The organism is Bacillus sp. SD088 (assembly GCF_017355205.1).
Lineage (GTDB): Bacteria > Bacillota > Bacilli > Bacillales > Bacillaceae_C > Lederbergia.
On the sequence record NZ_JADIJK010000026.1, the window covers coordinates 37,503 to 57,233 of the forward strand.

Annotated in this window: 13 protein-coding genes and 1 pseudogene; 8 read left to right on the forward strand and 6 right to left on the reverse strand. The window is 37.9% G+C overall.

Annotated elements, in window-relative coordinates; translation table 11 throughout:
- Positions 1-688 precede the first annotated feature (688 nt).
- The gene (locus IPU53_RS19550; RefSeq protein ID WP_207452675.1) at positions 689-2,332 is read right to left on the reverse strand and encodes an SWIM zinc finger family protein; all 1,644 of its coding nucleotides are present in this window, start codon (positions 2,330-2,332) and stop codon (positions 689-691) included.
- A 161-nt stretch (positions 2,333-2,493) separates the two neighbouring features.
- On the opposite strand from IPU53_RS19550, the gene IPU53_RS19555 reads away from it, so the two are divergent.
- Positions 2,494-3,891, forward strand: coding sequence for a right-handed parallel beta-helix repeat-containing protein (locus IPU53_RS19555; protein ID WP_207452676.1), 1,398 nt, complete (start codon positions 2,494-2,496; stop codon positions 3,889-3,891).
- Between the two features lie 143 nt (positions 3,892-4,034).
- On the opposite strand, the gene pepF is transcribed toward IPU53_RS19555, so the two are convergent.
- On the reverse strand, positions 4,035-5,840 hold the full coding sequence (gene pepF, locus IPU53_RS19560) for an oligoendopeptidase F (RefSeq protein ID WP_242698439.1): 1,806 nt from the start codon (positions 5,838-5,840) through the stop codon (positions 4,035-4,037).
- A gap of 364 nt (positions 5,841-6,204) precedes the next feature.
- Here pepF and IPU53_RS19565 point away from each other — a divergent pair, with 364 nt between their 5' ends.
- The 3 genes from IPU53_RS19565 (at position 6,205) to IPU53_RS19575 (ending at position 8,693) form a co-directional block, all read left to right on the forward strand.
- Positions 6,205-7,059, forward strand: coding sequence for a ClbS/DfsB family four-helix bundle protein (locus tag IPU53_RS19565; RefSeq protein ID WP_207452678.1), 855 nt, complete (start codon positions 6,205-6,207; stop codon positions 7,057-7,059).
- A 181-nt stretch (positions 7,060-7,240) separates the two neighbouring features.
- Positions 7,241-7,441: an ABC transporter permease subunit gene (locus tag IPU53_RS25075; RefSeq protein WP_313886537.1), complete on the forward strand. Its 201-nt coding sequence runs from the start codon at positions 7,241-7,243 to the stop codon at positions 7,439-7,441.
- A 310-nt stretch (positions 7,442-7,751) separates the two neighbouring features.
- Complete coding sequence (locus IPU53_RS19575; protein ID WP_207452679.1) at positions 7,752-8,693, forward strand: nucleoside hydrolase; 942 nt, start codon at positions 7,752-7,754, stop codon at positions 8,691-8,693.
- A gap of 355 nt (positions 8,694-9,048) precedes the next feature.
- Here the strand turns inward: IPU53_RS19575 and IPU53_RS19580 are convergent, their stop codons facing one another.
- A complete protein-coding gene (locus IPU53_RS19580) occupies positions 9,049-10,050 on the reverse strand; it encodes a LacI family DNA-binding transcriptional regulator (protein WP_242698441.1) in 1,002 nt (333 codons plus the stop codon).
- A gap of 666 nt (positions 10,051-10,716) precedes the next feature.
- On the opposite strand from IPU53_RS19580, the gene IPU53_RS19585 reads away from it, so the two are divergent.
- The 4 genes from IPU53_RS19585 (at position 10,717) to IPU53_RS19600 (ending at position 17,781) form a co-directional block, all read left to right on the forward strand.
- Positions 10,717-12,027: an ABC transporter substrate-binding protein gene (locus IPU53_RS19585; protein WP_242698442.1), complete on the forward strand. Its 1,311-nt coding sequence runs from the start codon at positions 10,717-10,719 to the stop codon at positions 12,025-12,027.
- A gap of 528 nt (positions 12,028-12,555) precedes the next feature.
- Positions 12,556-13,425, forward strand: a complete 870-nt coding sequence (locus IPU53_RS19590) for a carbohydrate ABC transporter permease (RefSeq protein WP_207452682.1) — start codon at positions 12,556-12,558, stop codon at positions 13,423-13,425.
- Positions 13,415-14,296 (forward strand): carbohydrate ABC transporter permease, encoded by an 882-nt coding sequence (locus IPU53_RS19595; RefSeq protein WP_207452683.1) that lies wholly within the window; start codon positions 13,415-13,417, stop codon positions 14,294-14,296. The genes IPU53_RS19590 and IPU53_RS19595 overlap by 11 nt, the downstream gene beginning before the upstream one ends.
- A 365-nt stretch (positions 14,297-14,661) precedes the next feature.
- Complete coding sequence (locus IPU53_RS19600) at positions 14,662-17,781, forward strand: hybrid sensor histidine kinase/response regulator (protein ID WP_207452684.1); 3,120 nt, start codon at positions 14,662-14,664, stop codon at positions 17,779-17,781.
- A 234-nt stretch (positions 17,782-18,015) separates the two neighbouring features.
- Here IPU53_RS19600 and IPU53_RS19605 read toward each other — a convergent pair.
- The 3 genes and pseudogenes from IPU53_RS19605 to IPU53_RS19615 all read right to left on the reverse strand — a co-directional run.
- Positions 18,016-18,258, reverse strand: a pseudogene (locus tag IPU53_RS19605) (iron chelate uptake ABC transporter family permease subunit); the annotation flags it as partial.
- 75 nt (positions 18,259-18,333) lie between these two features.
- A complete protein-coding gene (locus IPU53_RS19610; protein ID WP_207452685.1) occupies positions 18,334-18,606 on the reverse strand; it encodes an ABC transporter substrate-binding protein in 273 nt (90 codons plus the stop codon).
- A gap of 87 nt (positions 18,607-18,693) precedes the next feature.
- Positions 18,694-19,728, reverse strand: a complete 1,035-nt coding sequence (locus tag IPU53_RS19615; protein ID WP_207452686.1) for an NAD(P)/FAD-dependent oxidoreductase — start codon at positions 19,726-19,728, stop codon at positions 18,694-18,696.
- Between the last annotated feature and the right edge of the window lie 3 nt (positions 19,729-19,731).

Genomic DNA, 19,731 nt, shown 5'->3' on the forward strand with positions numbered 1-19,731 from the left:
GCGAAACCTCAATAGGCACATCTCCATCTAAGGATAATTCGTTTTTTGTGTAAGGAGTACTTGTTTGTCATGGATTGTAAAGCTTGTTTCATTTCCCATATATAAATGAACGAATAAATCGTTTTCTTTTTGAGAATAGATATAATGTCCAACTGAAGCAATCAATCTTGCTATATTAGGAGGACAACAGGCACAACCAAACCATGGTTGCCTTACAGCCTTACATGTTCATGATCTTTTCTTACCTCACAAGTCTGTGGTGAAACTTCTAATGGATTCACATAAAAGAATTTTTGCCATCTAAATTCATGCCACTAATGGACCCATTGTATAGATCGCTTTTGGAGGGACAGGTGGAACTGTTAAAAAAGCTAGAAGTGACGGAAAGGAGGCTGCTAAACACAAGAGAAAACCTAAATCCAAGTAAAGCATATCAATTGATATAATTCCTCCTTCTTTTTCAAACGCTAAGAAAATCGCCAAAAACGGCGACACGCCTGCGGGAATAGCATTAGCTGAAGACCCCACAGCGAAGCTGGGAGGCTGAAGCTACCCCTGAAGAAAGGGAGCCTTTTTGGCGATTTTCGACTTTTGGGATAGCCTCTTACTTGATTTTATATAAAGAGTTGCCTATAGCCTATTATCAAGAATACCTGTTCGATTTAGAACGAAACAGGGGGAAATCCGTCTAGATTTTCCCGAGTTCATCAATAAACGCTGGTCTTCTTATATAAAGAGTACGCAATTTATTTTTTAACTCTTCCTGTTTTTTACCACCTGCCACTTTTTTATAGTCTTTCAGTTTATAACAAACCCTTCGATAGGCTTTTCGGTTGGACGCCATTTCCGCTTCCATTTCGATATATTGTGCGTACACTTCAATGACCTGTTCAGGAAATTTGCTGCTCAGTATATTTTCATATTTTTCAATACTTCTTGGGTGTTCCTTCACATATTCCAAGATCGCCTCCAAATCATTTTCAGCTTCAATGAGTTGCTGATAGAGCGAGTTCATCCGCCATCCGCTCGTCTCTTTTACTTCATTCTTTAATTCTTGGTAAAACTCTTTTGTCTCCTTTTTTGTTAACTCTTTTAACTCCCAGTAATATTCGAAATTTCCCTTCAATAATAATTCTTTTGCCAATTTTTCCTGTTCTTCTTTCCAGCGAAGTTCTTTGTATGCTTTGTAACGGAGTTTATTCCAATCTTGGATTAATCCTGCATACTTCTGATCCTGCTTCTCTCCATCTAAGGCGAGTGCTATTGCTTTTTCAAACTTGTTTTTTTGCAAATACTGTTCAATTAAGCTTTTTCTAAACGATGGATAGTGAAGATGGTTTTGTAAAAATTGGTTTGCTTCTTCTGCCGTGCCATATTTCTGAACCAGATCAAATAGAATATTAAGTAACGCTTCTGTTAAATATTCATCGTCCGTTTTTTCATTTAGATTAGTTTTGATAATTTCTGTGAGTCTGTTTCGTAGTGCTTCCGTATCAGCAAACACTACGCCTATATTAAGCAAAGCAATTTTGAAATCATCCCATCCATTAAACACAACATGTTCACTAAGATGAATGATGTTATCAAAAATTTCTTTCTGTAGTTCAATATCTGCATACTTGCAAGATATGGCAATTTCCTCGATTTGATTAATAGCTTGATTAACTAGGAAACCGATCATGCCGTCTGAATCATCGGCATATTGGAAAGCTTCCATTGCTTCAATCAAGACTAGAGAGGCAATATCGAAAGAAAGGGAGATTTGATCAGTAGCATTAGCCTTATCTAAAACTTCTCCCATTTCATGAGCAAAGTCAGACGTATCTCTATACGGAATAAACCCTTGTCGGCCAGTATATTTGTTAACAATCGCTCGAATAACTCTCCGACATTGTGGCACATCTTGTGCATCTCCACCATTGGCGTATTTCAATATTAGCTTGTTGGTGATAAGTGAGTTGTCCTGGGTTATTTCTTCAATAATCGTAATTAACTCCTCTTTGGAGAGATCGTTTAATACGTCCTTTAATTTTGGTTGATGGGTCATAACGTGACTATTAGCGTTATTTGACTCTATCAATTCAAAATAGGCGGCTACCTGATGTTTGCAAATAGGTCCAAAATCAAAGGGACAATCACATTGTGAAAATAGGATATCATCATTTGATCCTAGCGTTACTATGACGTTATAATCTTCACTACCTTCAACTAAAAAGTGATATTCATCAACCCCATTGAACGATGTTTCCGTAACATGTCCATTCAGATAATAATCATAGCCTCTGTCAATAATAACCTGATTAATAGACTTCTCGAAGTTATGTAGATTCATTTAGTATCCCTCACCCTCATTGTAAGTCTTTAAAGATTTCATAAAAAAGATGTGAAGTCTAGTATACCTAATTTCATGAGACTATTCGAGAATACTAAATAAGGAATCGTTTTTTCGTTCACTTCAGTGTATGATGAATTATAGCAAGAAGGGATGATGAAATGAGAAAATTAATTTTTATTCTCTTGGCAACAGTTACGATTATGAGTATTTTTATCTTCCATAATACGAAAGCCGGACAAGTTCATTCTATTTATGTAGCTGTCAATGGAAGTGACCAATATGATGGCACAAAATCAAATCCATTTCGCACATTGGCAAAAGCCTCTGCAGAAGCTAAAGCGGGGACGACAGTCTTCATTCGCAAAGGGACCTATCATGAAAAGTTTGTTGTGAAGCATAGTGGGACAAAAGCGAAACCAATTACTTTTAAAGCCTACAAAAACGATAAAGTTGTCCTTAGTGGAAAAAGTCTAAAAGATGTTGAAGGGGATACTTCCTTAGTTACGATCAATAATAAAAACTATATTACGATTAGCGGGTTAACAATTCAGGACTTAACGACCGACCTAACAGATGAAACGGTAATGGGGCTTTACGTAACGGGCTCTAGCAGTCATATTACATTAGAAAATAATCATGTCCAGCGAATTAAAACCCATGCAGATGATGGAAATGGTCATGGGATCGCTGTATATGGAACTGGACCAATGAAAGACATAAATATTCTGAATAATATTGTGGAAGATTTGCAACTTGGTTTTAGTGAATCTCTTGTCCTTAATGGAAATATTGATGGGTTTAAGGTGAAAAATAACCTTGTTCGTCGTAACGATAATATTGGGATTGATCTAATTGGATATGAAGGCACGTCTACGAATAAGAAAAATGACTATGTAAGAAATGGAGTTGTGAAAGATAATAAAGTCCATGAAATATCCTCATATGGAAACCCAGCCTATGGGAAGGATTATTCTGCTGGCGGAATTTACGTAGATGGTGGAAAAAATATAATCATCGAAAAGAATACTATCTATAACTGCGATATCGGAATTGAAGCAACTTCTGAACATTCGGGAAAATATGCCGAACATATTAACATTAGAGACAATATTATTTATAACAATTTTTACACGGGAATATCCATTGGCGGCTATGATGAAAAACGGGGAGGCACAATCCATTCTACAATCTCTCAAAATATCCTTTATCGAAATGATACGAAGGGGCTAGATGGTGGACAGCTTTTATTACAGCATGATACAAAAAACAATGTAATCGAAAGAAATATTGTAACGGCTGGACCATCTCGCTTATTGATCGCCAACTATTTTACAAGCAATCAAGCAAATAAACTACAAAAGAATGTATTCCATAAAGAAAAAGGAAAAACGGGTATCTGGGTATGGAAAGAGGAAGAATACACGTCTTTTCCTGAATTCAAGAATGCTTCGAAAAGTGATGCGAAATCTAGTTACATAGATCCGAAATATGAAAATGAACACAGATATGATTTTAGGTTAAAAAAGGATTCACCTGCAAAAGATATTGTAGAATAATCTTATTTTTGGGCCGCTGTGAGGAGTGGAAATATTGACGCTATAGGAAGCGAAAAGGGGAAACTTCAGGCGAATTTATCAAAAAATAAAGCAAAGAGTCAATGGGTGAATGAAGTCCCCATTGACTGATGTAAGAATGGCAATCAGCCGATTTCTTCTGTAAGTTGCTCAATCTGGTCAATCAATTCTCCGATATAAGCAATGGTATCGCGCAGAGGCTTGTCCGTCGTGATGTCGATCCCGGCCATTTTAGCAAGTTCTGCTGGATTTTTGGAGCCACCGGCTTGTAAGACGGAGAGCCAATCATTGACTGCCGGTTTTCCCTCATTTAGTACACGCTTCGCCATTTCCGTAGATATGGTCAAACCAGCGCTGTATGTGTAAGGATATAATCCCATGTAATAATGGGGCTGACGCATCCATGTTAGCTCGGCTCCTTCGTTAATAACGACCGCGTCACCCCAAAATTCTTCTAGAACGCCTCGTTTTAAATCATTTAAGATTGTTGCGTTCACATTCCCACCTTCGTCGATTAAATCATATACTTTTCGTTGGTAGGCTGCTTCGAGAAGGTGTGTCACGAAATTATGGTAATACGTTCGTGAAATAATCGAAGATAGTACCCACCGTTTAAAGCGAGGATCATCTGAGTTCGCTAGTAGATGATTAGCCATCAGCATTTCGTTCATAGTCGATGGTGCCTCGATAAAATACATCGACGGTCTAGCGGTAAATGAATTTTGATGTTGGTGTGCATTGTAAAAATGTCCTGCATGACCGAGTTCATGGGCGAGGACAAATACATCCTCCATGCTTCCTGTCCAGGAAATCAAGATATAGGGATGCTTCCCATAAGGACTGGAACAGAATGCCCCGGTTGATTTCCCAGTGTTTTGGGCGAAATCAATCCAGCGTTCTGAATAGGCTCGGTTGACCATATGGATGTAATCTTCCCCCATAATGGCTAGTGCGTCGTCTATATACTCTTTCGATTTTTCTATCGTGACAGTTGGTTCATAAGTTGGATCAACAGGGGTTTTTAAGTCAGCGAATGTCATTTGCTCCAGTTGATATATTTTTTGTAAAAGCTTTGCATATCTTCTCATATGAGGGGCCAACTCTTCCATAATCACATCAATTTGACGATGGTACATTGAGCGATCGACATCTTGTCTCATTAATAGATAATCGATTACAGAATTGTAGCCTCTAAGGTCTGAGGTTGTTTTTTCTGCCTGTAAATGCATATCGTATGTCTTGGCCGTTGTATGCTGATAGTCTCGTAATTTAGCAGAAAAGGCATCAAAAGCGCTGCGTCTTTTGGCGGTATCAGCTTCTGATTCCCAGCTTCCTTCGAATGACCCATAACTGAGTGGATAGTTTTGACCGTCCACACTGAAATCTGGAAACTGCATATCTACTAATTTTGTCGTATTGTATAGACTATAAGGTGCTTGGAAGGTAGAAGAAAATGCCGCTAGAGTTTTCTCAACCTCTGGATCAAGTTGGTACGGCTTTTCCTTGATCGTTTTTTCCAATAAGGTAGAAAAGTCCTCAGATTGTTGACTTGCTTGCTGCAATGTCTCAGTAGACAGCTCCGATAATTCACTCATGACAAACGACGTTTGGCTTGCGATCTTAGCTGCCAACGAACCAAACTTACCACTGCGCATTTGCGCTTGATCATTTGTTTGATCCTCGCTTACTGACAGGGAAGTATAAGTCCTAATAGGGATTAACTGTTCTTGCAACCTTTGATAAGCCTCCAGTGCCTCAATGGCAGAATCCGCATCTTGAATCGTTCCTTTATAAGCATCCGTGAATGTATCCGCTTCCTTTACTGCCGCTGCTACTGCTCGTTCATAAGCCTCTTCACTCTCAAACAAATCCCCTAAATTCCAAGTCTCTTCCACCTTCACTTCTGCGCGTGCAGGCAAACTCTTTACCAATTGCATCCACTCCTTCATTATAACGGTAAATTTAAGTATAACATACGGGGACAGGCCCCCGCTCTGATAAAGCGTTAAAGATATATCGCGATTTTTAGGAGCTGCTTTTAATCATCCATTTTACAAAGAGTATGTGAGTCACATACTTCCTATTCAATTTATTTATATGAAATGAACAAGATATGAGACGCGACCTAAATGGGAGGACTAGATGATGTGTTTGTCAAGTAACATTAGTTGAAGAAGAAGCGGAATATAGAAAAGACAGTGAGGTTTAAATCAGTTGAAAGCTACCAGGGTCCGGAAAGGGACAGAATAAGCGTATTGAATTTGATATACTAGAAAAAAGGAGCTGATACATACTATGATTAGTAAGTTTACCTTCAATTTAGGTACTGAAGATTGTGATAGTGTTGAGGATTTTTACACTAGTAAATTGGGATTTCAAGTGGTGCAAAAATTTTCAGATGACGTTGGAACGACATGGCTGTTACTGAGTACTGGGGAAGTAGATATTAGTTTTTATCGAGTTAATCAGCAGGAGCTGCCTACTAATTTGCCAATTTTAAACTATATCAATACAGATCAGATATTAGAACTGTATAAATCTTTACGAAAAGACGAAGTAAAGGTGAAACCGCTGCGTTTGACATTTCACAAAACAATTGAATTTGACACGACAGATCCGGCAGGCTATTCCCTCTGTTTCGCTCAAGAAACTAAAAAAATGCATATGAATCATCACGAACTATTATCACTCATTGATGAAACCTACCAAGAATTGATCAGTCTAGTTCATTCTATTTCATCAAATAAGAGGGAACAAGGCGGGGTGATCGGATTATGGTCCATAAAAGACGTTGTCTCTCACCTTGGTGCTTGGGAAAAAAGATTAATCAGTTGGATTGAGGAAGCAAAAAAGGGAGAGGTGGCAATTACACCAGAACCAGGCTATAACTGGAGCCAAATCAATCAGATGAATGCTGATACTTATCAGAAGTTAAAGGATCTCTCGTGGGAAGCAGTTGTAGATGATTTTGAAAAAACTCATCAAAAGGTTGAAACCTTAATTAAAAACATGAGTTTAGAAGAGTTGAATGATCCTACATATTACAAGTTTACAAATGGTCAACCACTATGGGTGGATTTTGGGTTCAACACATTTGACCATTTTCGTCACCATCTGCAACCAATATATGATTGGCTTTGCTCGCATTAAAAGATTGGCCAATTGTAGACAATCTCATTTATCCCGCATTAACAGACTGTCATCTCCCACCTCAAGGCTTTCGAGGTGGGGGATGGAAGAACCATGCTGATTGAAACCTCACTTTATTATATCAATCCATATTAATTTTCCTGGAAATTAAAAACATTAACAAATTGCAAAGGAGAATACAATTGATGGAGCCTCATGGTGGAAAATTTATTGGAAGATTGTCATGCCTCTCTGTAAGCCGGTGACTGTGAGTGCAAGTTTATTAGTCTTTATTTTTTCTTGGGAATCCTTTATGTGGCCTTTAATCGTTACACAATCAAAAGAGTATAAAGTTCTTCAGGTGGCAATGGGGGATTTTGTTACTGAACATGCAACATTTTAGAATGAAATGTTCGCCGCTTCTGTTTTAGGTATAATTGTACCCGTGTTGCTCATTTTACCAATGCAAAAATATTTTGTTCAGGGTATTTCAAATACAGGAGCAAAAGAATAACAATTTCCATAAATCAAGGAGGATTATTTTTGAAGAATGTAACTGTTTTAGGAAGTATAAATATGGACATCGTTACCCTGGTAGAAAAACATCCCATAACAGGAGAAACGGTTAAGGGATGGTCATGAAGAAATCAGCAAGTTTTCACGATCTAACTATGAGACTTATAATAATTTATTCATTAAAGGAGAGTGTGAAAATGAGTTTTCCAAAAGTGAGTGAAGACATTTTATTAAAAAAATTAACCGCTCCTGATCCACATTCAAAAGTTCGTATGGTTCTAGATACAGATACATTTAATGAAATTGATGATCAGTTTGCTATTGTGTATGCACTTCAATCACAAGATAAATTGAATGTGGAGGCGATTTATGCAGCGCCATTCCATAATAATCGCTCATCCGGACCTGAAGATGGAATGGAGAAAAGTTATGATGAGATCTTAAGAATACTCAAGCGTATAAATGTAGCCTCAGAAGGCTTTGTCTATAAAGGGTCTAGGGGGTTTCTAGAATCTAAAAATGACCCATATCGTAGTGAGGCAGCTTTAGATATAGTGGAACGCGCCATGTCAGCAACAGAAGACGAGCCCTTGTATGTAGTAGCGATTGGAGCGATTACAAATGTGGTCTCAGCGATATTAATTGAGCCGAAAATTATTGATAAGATCGTAGTTGTATGGTTGGGAGGTCATGCGTTTCACTGGTCGAATGCGAAAGAATTCAATTTGAAACAGGATGTATTAGCTACACAGATACTATTTGACTGTGGAGTTCCACTAGTACTTATCCCTTGTATGGGCGTTACATCTCATTTACTTACAACTCTTTCAGAGATTGAAAAGTTTGTTGTAGGCAAAGGAGAAATTGGCGATTTCTTAGCTAAAAGATTTGCAGAATACCATGAGGATCATTATGCTTATTCAAAAGTGATTTGGGATATTTCAGCAATCGCCTATCTTCTTAATAGTGAAGAGGCTGTTCTTACTCACATTGTTCACAGTCCCATATTGACTGACCAAGTAACATGGAGTTTTAACTCATCCCGACATTTTATAAGATATGCCCATCATGTAAATCGTGATGTGATCTTTAAAGACTTGTTTACAAAACTGGCCAAAGAATCAAGCATTAAAATGTAGGAAAAACAAAGGCAACCATTCCCCAACATGGATAATGAGTTGCCTTTTTCGTGTTTTTTAGCAGAGATTCTGGGACTTAGAACGCCGGTAGCGGCAAAGTTATAACCGAGTTCATTTTATCCGAGTCAAAATAGTATGATGAAACGACGAGGAAAAGTAGCGTGACTGCGAAAAATCCATCTCAATGACGAATAAAACTCCCACTATGTCTTTCACTAAACAGGCGCCCTGCTCTTTCGTTCTCGCTTAGGAATTTATAAAATCCTAGCTTGTAAAGGAGTATTGTAGTCCAGTTTCAGCGCCTAACCCGAGAGGCTCGCAGGATGTGAGTCCATCGGCGTTGCGCTTTTCTTAATTATGCCTTTCTTAATGTTGTAGCTCTTTGGACAAGTTGTACTTCCAACTCTTGAGATAATTCCTCGGTATCCTGTTTATTGTTAATTTGACTAATAAGTTTTTTTACAGCTAATGAGCCAATTTCATAGATTGATTGAGCGATAGTGCTGATTTCAGGTTCAACCGCAGTGCCGAGACTGATCCCATCAAATCCAATTAAGGCAATATCCTCGGGAATCCTTTTTTCTAGACGAATTAGAGCCTTAAGCGCACCGACAGCCATTAAATCATTAGCAGTAAAGATACCATCTATATCTGGATGTTTTTCTAATAAAGCATATGTATTATTAATTCCACTTTCAATTGTAAAGTCTCCCTCCCTTATAAGAGATGGATCAAATAATTGGGCACTGTCCAGTGTATCGACATACCCTCTATACCTTGCAAGGGAAGTATTAACATGGAGTGGACCACTTATATGAGCAATTCTTTTGCAACCTATAGATAGCAAGTGTTGGGTCGCCTTCATTCCTCCATCATAATTATTCACACTTATAGAAGTTATCCCTTTGGAATTCACAGCTCTATCAAGTGCAACGATTGGTATGCCTACCTTTTGTAATTGGGTTATATCCGCTTCTGGAATTTCACTAGATGAACAGATGATGCCGTCAATATAACGATTAATGAGATTTTCCAGATAGTTATTATTAGAATCAGCATTAAATTCAGGACTAGTGAGAATTAGACTATAACCAAAACCTCTAGCGGTATCTTCGATTGCTTTTGCTAACTCAGGAAAGAAAGGATTCGTTATATCAGGAACTATTAACGCCAAACTATCCGTCCGTTTATTAGCTAAAGCCCTAGCAACAGAATTAGGTTTATAATTTAACAGCTCCATACTTTTTCTTACTTTCGATTCCGTATCCTTATGCACATAACCATTCTGATTAATTACCCTTGAAACAGTTGCTACAGATACATTAGCCAACCTTGCCACATCTCTTATCGTAGCCAATAAAATTTCCCCCTCTACAAATAAGTCTTTATCCATATTTAAACAATAATACAACTCTCAATTAATATGTAACCGGTAACATGTTTGTTGCAATAATATTACCATACTAAAGGATATTTGACCACTTCGGGGACAGTCCCCCAGTCAGGTACAGTGATAGCGTGGTAAAGGGAAGGGGGAAATAAACTGCTGCTCCAAAGCTATATTTGAGTAAGATTTGCGATGCAGTAGTTTTTTTACGCTAAATATTCTGTTGGAGCTAAACAGTTGGAGGAAAATATTGTTGGGAGAAATTAAAATTCGTGGAACGTTGAAGAAATCCAGGGAATTGGCCTCTCGTTTTATTGTGAGCTAGAAGCGTTTGGCTGTCTTATGTTCTTTTCTATATTTTTCATCCATATATATATAATGAGTGAACAAACTCTCAGTATACAAAGGAAGAGGAATAAGCTTTGGAAAAAGTTCGTTCAATCATTCATATGTGAGAAAGATAGCTGCCTAAATGTTCTAGCGGGAAAGATAAGGGGGGAGACGGTAAAGTAGATTTTTCTGATGGAAAGAGGAAATAACTATCGATACTGTGGTTACATGTCAACAATGAAAACTTACTGCTAGGACATTTTATTTTAAAAATTATATTCAATGATTAACATAGGGGGCGTCTTATTGAAAAGGAAATCGCAATTCGCTGCATTTCTAATCGTGATTGTGTTGCTTGTCACTGGGTGTAGTAGTTCCGGCTCAAACTCAGGATCAGCTTCTAATGACGAAAAGAAAATTGAATTGACTATGTCTGCATGGGGAAATCCAGCAGAAATTAAGGTGTATCAAAGGGCTTTAGATGAATATGAAAAGCAAAATCCAAATATAAAAGTGAAATTAATCCCTGTTCCAAGTGACAATTATGAACAAAAACTATTAACTCAATTGTCGGGTGGTCAAGGAAATGATGTTTTTTATGCTGGAAGTGAAACGATCTCAAAATTGATCTCAACAGGAGTTATTGCAGATTTAACAGATTTCCTTGATAGCTCCTCAAGTTTTGTGAAACCGGAGGAGTTCTCAGAAGGAATGTGGGGGCCGGCAGAACTAGATGGAAAAATATATGGGGTAAGTGTTGATGCAAATCCATACCTAATGTATTACAATAAAAAAATTCTTGAGGATGCCGGTATCGAAAAGACACCACAAGACTTATACGAGGAAGGGAATTGGAATTGGGACACCTTCGAAAAAATAACAGGTAAAATTAGGGATGCTGGTAAAAAGGGCTTTGTAGTAGACAATAATAATGAGGTTTTCTTTTCTTGGGTATGGTCCAATGGTGGACAACTTTATGATGATAATGGGCAGTATATTTTAGAAGAAAACGAGAAAGCACAAGAAGTTTTCACATATCTTGAAAGGTTAATCCAAAATGATCACGCTATCTATGCTGGTTCTTTACCAAAAGGGCAAGGTGCCGATGCCATGTTCATGTCAAATCAAGTTGGATTTATCAATGCTGGGAGATGGCTCACACCAATGTTTAGTGAAAATAAATCATTGGAATTTGACTACATTCCTTGGCCCACTAATACCGAAAATAAAATGGAACCTACTTCTATTGGTGTAGCATTCATGGCTGTGAACAAAGAATCAAAACATCTAGAAGAAGCTATGAAATTTATGTCCTTTTACACTTCGGAGGAGGGACAAAAGGTGCGCCAGACGGAGAATGGAAATGCGATCCCATCTGTAACTGGAATTGATGAGCTAGTCCATGAAGCGAAAACTCCAGATCATCCTGCATACCTTATCGATGCACGTGATATTGGGAGAATTGAAGATCAACAAACTCGAATTCCCGGTCTAGGCAAAGAAGTAACTGACATCATGGACCTTATGTATCTCGGCAAACAAGATTCGGAAAAAACAATGAAACAAGTTTCCAAGAAAGTAAAGGAAATAGTAGAGAAACATAAGCAAGAGAACTAGATGAAGGAATGGTCATAAAGTGAACCTTCAATCAGTGGGGGTTTTCTTTCATCCCCACTGATTTCAGAGGATCAAAGGCTAAAATCGCGACATCCTGTCGGCAGGCTCAAAGCACGACATCCTGTCGTTTCGCCCGCACTAGTACGTCCTGTACGTCGCTACGCCTTTGTGACCAACATCTTGTTGGCCTGAACCAATCGGGCTTTTACTCAAAAAAGCGGAAGCGCCTGTCCAGCGATGTACAAATTTAAAGGGTTCTGACGAGATAAAGGAAACACGATGAGCCCAAAGGGTGAATCGATGTTGACTTACGCAAGCAGAAATCGTAAATTTGCTAGGCGCTAGGCGCTGCAACTAGATTAGGGCAGTGTATCCCCCACCTATGCTTCTCCGTATTCTCTAAAGCCATGAGGTGGGGGTATTACTGCCCGTTAATGCGGGATAAATAGGGGAGATGATATTTCTCTCTTATTTTTGATGGAGATCATGGATAAAGCAGATTTTGTTCTTTTGGAGGGATTAGAGAACATGAGAAAAAATAACACGTTTTGGGGCTATTTCTTTTTAACCCCACAATTAATAGGTCTTTTGGCTTTTTCCGTAGTTCCGCTTGTTTTCGCTTTCGTCCTCAGTTTTACAGACTGGGATGGATTTGGAACAAAAAACTTTGTTGGCTTCAGCAACTTTATCAGTCAATTTCAGAATAGAGTATTTTGGAAGGCTATATGGAATACAGCTTTGTATACAATTTTATATGTTCCTATAGGAATTGCGATTTCCCTGTTATTAGCTATAACACTAAATAATATTAAAGGAAAAGAGTTATATCGGGTCTTTTTTTTCATGCCAGTTGTGACAAGTTCTGTCTCTATTGGTGTCATTTGGATGTGGATTTTAAACGGTGACTTTGGTATTTTAAACCAGGCGTTAGAGGTGATTGGGATCCATGGTCCACAATGGTTGACTGATACGAAATGGGTAATGATTTCAATTGCGATGTTAAGCATTTGGTGGCAAGTGGGGTATAATATGGTGATTTTCTTGGCCGGCCTCCAGGGGGTATCCAAAAGTTATTATGAAGCCGCTCAAATCGATGGGGCATCTAAGTGGCAGCAATTTCGTCATATTACATTGCCATTGATATCTCCAACAACCTTTTTCGTCTCTATCATGGCGATTATTAGTTCATTTCAGGTATTCGATCAGGCTTTCGTTATGACAAGTGGAGGTCCTGCAAAAGCTAGTTATACCCTTGTATACCACATATACGAAACCGCATTTGTTAACTTCCGAATGGGCGAAAGCTCGGCTGTTGCAATGATCCTATTTGTAATTATTTTGATTTTCACACTTATTCAGTTTGGTGCATCGAAAAGGTGGGTCCATTATGAAAGCTAATACAGTTGAAGTCAAAAAGACTAACCCAATACCTAAAAGAAGCAGGAAGAAAATAAACCTATTTACATTAATCATCCATTTTTTTGTAATATGTGGATCATTGATTATGATTTTCCCTTTTTTATGGTCAATCAGCAGTTCCCTGAAAGATATTTCACAGATTTTTATCGTCCCTCCAGAGGTTATTCCCAACCCATTTGTTTGGTCAAATTATCCAGACTCCTTACAAGCGATGCCATTCGGGAAGGCTTATTGGAACAGTTTCTATATTACGTTTCTCGTTGTTGGTGTTTCATTATTAACAGCATCGATGGCTGCCTATGCGTTTGCAAAAATTAAATTTCGGGGGTCGAATTTCCTATTTATCTTCTTTTTGGCAACCATGATGGTTCCCAACCAAGTTACGATGATTCCTCTTTATATGATTATGGATAAAATTGGTTGGTTGGATACACATTTATCGATTATTGTGCCAGGCGCATTATTCAATGCATTTGCGGTATTTTTACTAAGACAATTTATTATGGGAATTCCAAATGAGTTAGAGGAAGCAGCTATCATGGATGGAGCGAATCCAATCAAAATTTATTGGGAAATTATTTTACCGTTAGTTAAACCAGCATTAGCTGCAGTTGGGATTTTCTTATTTTTGGGCTCTTGGAACAATTTTCTTCAACCATTGATTTATTTAAGCACACCAGAGCTATTTACTGTACCGTTGCTCCTAAACTATTTTAAAGGTCTTTATGCAACAGACTGGGCATTAATGATGGCTGGCTCAACAATCTCCATCATTCCAGTTTTAATTGTTTATATTATTGCTCAAAAACATATTATTGAAGGAGTTGCTCTAACTGGTATTAAGGGCTAAGAAAACTATCAAAACCTTGAATCTTTAGGTGATTAATTGCTACCATGCTAATGTAGAAAGTTCCAGTGGTCAACTAGACTTCTGGGACTTTTTTGATAAATTCCAACTTTGGGGATTTAAACTAAGCATTGGTGGGATATAATTTTTAAATAGATTTTTTATATAGGACATTTTCTATTAGTAATTGCTTTGACTAGCATGCTTTTTAGATAAGATCCTTTTTTAAATATAGAGAAATAGCTTTTAATACCGTTTCATTTAAAAGCTATTAAAATGAAGGTGAAATTAATCGTTGTATATGTGAAAATAGATATATGTTGTTATAGAGAGGGGGTCTGTTTGGCAAACATTTTGCCAAATTACCCATGAAAAATAGATATATTTTATTATCACTTGGACTTTTTATTATTCTTCTAGTAGGTGCACGAATGTTATGGACGGACTCATTTCATGATCAACAGCACTCGACGATTAAAAAGGGTCAATTGGATTTACGTGATTGGCATGGGGAAGAGGATGGAATCCTTTTGCTAGATGGGGAGTGGGAGTTTTATCCGTCTGAACTATTGATGGATGATGGGCAATCATTGAATGTTAGCAAGAACCCGCAACAGTTTATTCAGGTACCAGGGAGATGGAATAGAGATCTGGATGACAAGAAGTCAACTCCCTATGGATTTGGAAGCTATCGTTTGCGTGTGCATGTTGATTCGGAAAAGGACTTTAATTATAGCATTCGTGTACCAAGCGTGCGTAGCTCTTCAGAAGTATATGTCAATGGACGTTTGTTGTCTAAATCTGGGCAGGTGGGAAAAACAAAGGATGACTATAAGGCGAAAAATTTGCCCTATTCAACAACATTTACTGCAGATGAAAACGGCATAATTGAGATAGTGGTTCAGGCGGCAAATTTTACTGATGCTCGCAGTGGTGGGATTGCTCGCTCGATTAAATTTGGTACTGAAGCTACCATTATGAAGGAAATGAAATTATCGTATATGATGCAATTACTGGCTGCCGTTATTTTTTTGATGCATGCCATGTATGCCCTTATTTTATTTTTTCTAGGAAATCGGGAAAAGCAGCTGCTATATTTTTCATTGTTAGTATTTTGTATAATATTAATGAATTTAGTTAGCAATGATGAGAAGTTGTTCCATGTACTATTTAATATTGACCATGAATGGGATTTCCGTTTGGCGAATTTTCCGATTACAATCTGCTGTTATGCATTATTGCAGTGTATTAAAGGGCCATGGATGCCTCCATATTGGCGAAAACTTTTCCCTGTATATGGAGTCGTACTTATTGGGATTGCTATAATTACATTATTTTTGCATACCACTCAAATCATAAAATTATTTCCACTTTATTATCTGTTGGTTGGGATCACCCTTACAGTTACGATTATTACTGTTTTTAAAAGGCTTATTGATAATAGAGAAGAAAATACTTTACTACTTTTTTCTCTTACAGCACTCATTCATCATTTTATATGGGAGATAGGGTGGAAGGAAAGTGGCATTAGTGTTGTCCATTATCCATTTGATAAAATTATCTCGATCGGTTGTTTTGCATCAATTTGGTTTAAAGGTTATTTTAACATGCATGCTGAAACAAAGGAGCTTGCTTCGACTTTGCAAAGAATGAATGATCAAAAGGATCAATTCTTGGCCAATACAGCACATGAATTTAAAAATCCACTCCATAGTATTCTTAATATGTCACAATCAGTTTTAATGAGAGAACAACCTGCATTACGGAAAGAGAGCATTCGGGAGCTTGAAACAATATTATCTGTTGGGCAACGGTTGACGGTCATTTTAAATGATTTACTTGATGTAGAGAGCATTCAGGCAGGTACACCACGTCTACAGAAAAAAGTTATTTCCCTAGAGCCGATCGTGATCGCTGTTATGGATATGCTGCAATTCATGGTAGAGGTCAAATCAGTGAAGTTTGTCAATCAAATACCGGAAGATTTTCCCCCTGTGATGGCAGATGAAAATCGGTTGACTCAAGTTGTTTTCAATTTGCTTCATAATGCTATGAAATACACGAACGAAGGTGAAATTACAATTCAAGCTTTTGTTAAGGAGCAAAAAGCCTATATTGTTGTAGCGGATACTGGGATTGGGATGGATAAAACCATGATTCAGCGCTTATTTCACCCATATGAGCAAGCAGACTTCAATGAAACAATGATGGAGGGAGGGTTTGGATTAGGGTTAAGTATAAGTAAACAATTGATAGAACTTCATGGAGGTACTTTAAAAGTGTCCTCTGTATTAGGAGCAGGATCGAAGTTTACATTTTCGTTAGAATTAGCTGATTTAAATGCGAAGAAAAAGAATACTGAAGTATATCGATCTGAACAGTCAATCACACGAAGTCCGTCTGTTCATCATATTACAGCTGCTGCAGTTGACGCTGATGAAATGAAAATCTTGGCATCTACAACAGATACTTCGCAACGGGAGATGGATACAGAACGTCTTTCTATATTGGCTATTGATGATGACCCGGTTAATCTTCAGGTGCTAGAATCCATCCTGCCAGCGGAGGAATTCGATGTGATCACTGCAACAAGTGGACAAGCAGCTTTGAACATCTTAGATGATAGAGAATGGGATTTAGTGGTTTCTGATATTATGATGCCGCAGATGTCTGGATATGAGCTAACCAGAATAATTCGTGAACGATATTCTTTGACGGAGCTCCCCATATTATTGCTTACTGCAAGGAGCAAATCCAAAGATATACAAGCAGGATTTTTGGCTGGAGCAAACGACTATGTTATGAAGCCGGTTGAAGCTTTAGAAATAAGAACCCGTATCAAAGCACTTACTACTGTCAAACAAGTGGTTCAAGAACAATTGCAACTAGAAGCCGCATGGTTACAAGCACAAATCCAGCCTCACTTTTTGTTTAATGTGTTCAATTCTGTTGCGGCTTTAAGTGAGATGGATCTGGATAAAATGCGCGATTTATTAAATGAACTAAGTAACTTTTTAAGAAGCAAATTTCAATTTCAACATTTTGATGAGTTTATTCCAATTGAAGAAGAGCTCAGCATTGTACGTTCTTATCTTAAAATAGAACAAGTTCGATTCGGAGACCGATTACAAGTCGTTTGGGAAGTTGATGAGGGTAAAGAAGTGAAAATTCCCTTCCTGACAATCCAGCCATTGGTAGAAAATGCCATTAGACATGGCGTTATGAAGCGTCACAGTGGGGGGAAGGTTTCTATCTGTGTTTCTATATATGATACTTATGCCAATATCACGGTTGAAGACGATGGAATTGGAATGGAAGAAGCTAAATTAAACAGCTTATTAGCAGGAAAAGCAAGCCAGAAAACGGGAGTTGGCATTATCAACACCGATCAACGACTAAAACGCTACTTTGGCACAGGGCTTCATATTATAAGCACACCAGATATAGGCACAACCGTCACCTTTACGGTCAGTATCCCACCACGTTAATACGTTTCTTAGGATTTTCTAAAAAAGGACTTAGTTTCATAGAAACGAATCGTTCTTCCATTTTCAATCTTAAATAGACTGAGAAATATTAAGTTCAGTGCCTGTCAAATTGAACATTAGGGCCCCAGGTGGGGACAGTCAGCAATTAGATTTTGATAGTCTAGAATTTCCCATGATTTTCTAACCCGCAACAACAGGCTAACAACGTAAATCTCGCGCTGTTAGCCTTCTATTTTACACTTTTGATTTAAGTAACAAGAAAATAAAATACGGTACCCCGATTAAGGCGACGATAATTCCAACTGGTAATTCAGCCGGCAGGACAATGGTTTTGGCGATCAAATCGGCGCAGATGACGAGTATAGCTCCGATGAATCCACTAATTGGCAAAGCAAATTGATGTTTCAAACCAACGACTCTCCTGGCTATATGCGGGGCTATTAACCCAATGAAACCGATATTGCCTGATACAGATACTGTAAAATGATATCTAGATTTGGTTCAGTTTTTTCTCCAATAGGTTCAGCAACTTTGACGACATCTGTAAACACTTCAGGAAATCGCACTGGCGCCAACAGGGTGTAAGTCCAGTACTAAAGAATCTTCAAATGACTCCATCGCCCCTACAATCACGATTCGTTCGGCTTTTTCAGGAATTTCATATTCTTTCCCAGGATGGGTGATGGTCCGCATCTCTTGCTTTTTATCGCTCACTTTATCTGTCGAAGCAGCAGTAGCCTCACTTTCTTTTTTACTATCACTGCTGCAACCGACTAAACCTAACACAATAATCAAGGATAAAAATATTGTCCATTTTCTAAGCATGATGGTTCCTCCAACGTATCCAATTTTAAGTGGAAATGAAATTCATTCTCAATTATAACTTAAAATTTTTTCCAACAATTAGGGATGTTAGTTATACAGATATTGTTTATTTTTCTCTTTAAACGCGTCATTGTGTGATGAGACTCGAGCATATGCATAGGCGTCTGGCTCGAGGAATTTCTTTGCACTGTTAATAGCATTGACAGCATCTTGAAAAGCACCAGCGATTAAATTTAACTTACCTTTATAGCTTAAAATATCACCAGCTGCATAAAGTCCGGGAATAGTCGATTCCGCTGCTGCGTTGCCTTCCACAAAATAATCATCCTTTAAGGCAATATCTAAATTGCTTTCTCTTATCAACTTTTGATCATGCTGATAACCATGATTGACAATAATCGCATCGACTTCTAACCATTCCGTCGTCATGGTTTGATTATTTAATAGTTTGACTGTATGAATCTGCTCATCTTGGCCTAGCAATTCTTCTATCTGTGTATGGGTGTAATAATTGATATTGTTTTCTTTCAAACGTGATATTTCTTTTTCATGACCTTTCAGAGATTCACCACGATAAATTAGTGTCACTTGTTGTGCGATTGGAGCCAGCTCATTCGCCCAATCGACTGCTGAATTTCCTCCGCCAGAAATCAATACCCTCTTATTCTGAAAGTCCTTGAGCCTTTTTACGTTATAATGGAGATTTCCTAGTTCATATTCATGGGCATTTTCTATATCTAACTTGATGGGATCGACAATGCCTCCTCCTACAGCTAATAAAATTGTTTTTGAAAAATGGACTGTTGATGAAGTGTGAATATGAAATATCCCAACATTGCTTTTTTCAATGGATTGAACCGTTTCATTTAAAGCAACTGCTGGGGAAAAGGTCAGGCCTTGTTCAACCATTTGATCAATCAATTGCATGCCAGAAATAGGTGTAACTCCACCAACATCCCAGATCATTTTTTCAGGATACACATGCACTTTACCACCAAGTTTTGAATGAGTCTCGATGATTTTGACTTTCATTTCTCTTAGACCGGCATAAAAGGAGGCGAATAAGCCAGCAGGCCCACCACCAATAATCGTAATATCAAATATTTCTTTATTCGTGTTCAACAA

Bases quoted from the DNA above. Each gene is read 5' to 3' on its own strand.
- IPU53_RS19550 (WP_207452675.1), bottom strand. From the start codon at position 2,332: ATGAATCTACATAACTTCGAGAAGTCTATTAATCAGGTTATTATTGAC.
- IPU53_RS19565 (WP_207452678.1), top strand. From the start codon at position 6,205: ATGATTAGTAAGTTTACCTTCAATTTAGGTACTGAAGATTGTGATAGT.
- IPU53_RS19555 (WP_207452676.1), top strand. From the start codon at position 2,494: ATGAGAAAATTAATTTTTATTCTCTTGGCAACAGTTACGATTATGAGT.
- IPU53_RS19590 (WP_207452682.1), top strand. From the start codon at position 12,556: ATGAGAAAAAATAACACGTTTTGGGGCTATTTCTTTTTAACCCCACAA.
- IPU53_RS19600 (WP_207452684.1), top strand. From the start codon at position 14,662: ATGAAAAATAGATATATTTTATTATCACTTGGACTTTTTATTATTCTT.
- IPU53_RS19610 (WP_207452685.1), bottom strand. From the start codon at position 18,606: ATGCTTAGAAAATGGACAATATTTTTATCCTTGATTATTGTGTTAGGT.
- IPU53_RS19595 (WP_207452683.1), top strand. From the start codon at position 13,415: ATGAAAGCTAATACAGTTGAAGTCAAAAAGACTAACCCAATACCTAAA.
- IPU53_RS19575 (WP_207452679.1), top strand. From the start codon at position 7,752: ATGAGTTTTCCAAAAGTGAGTGAAGACATTTTATTAAAAAAATTAACC.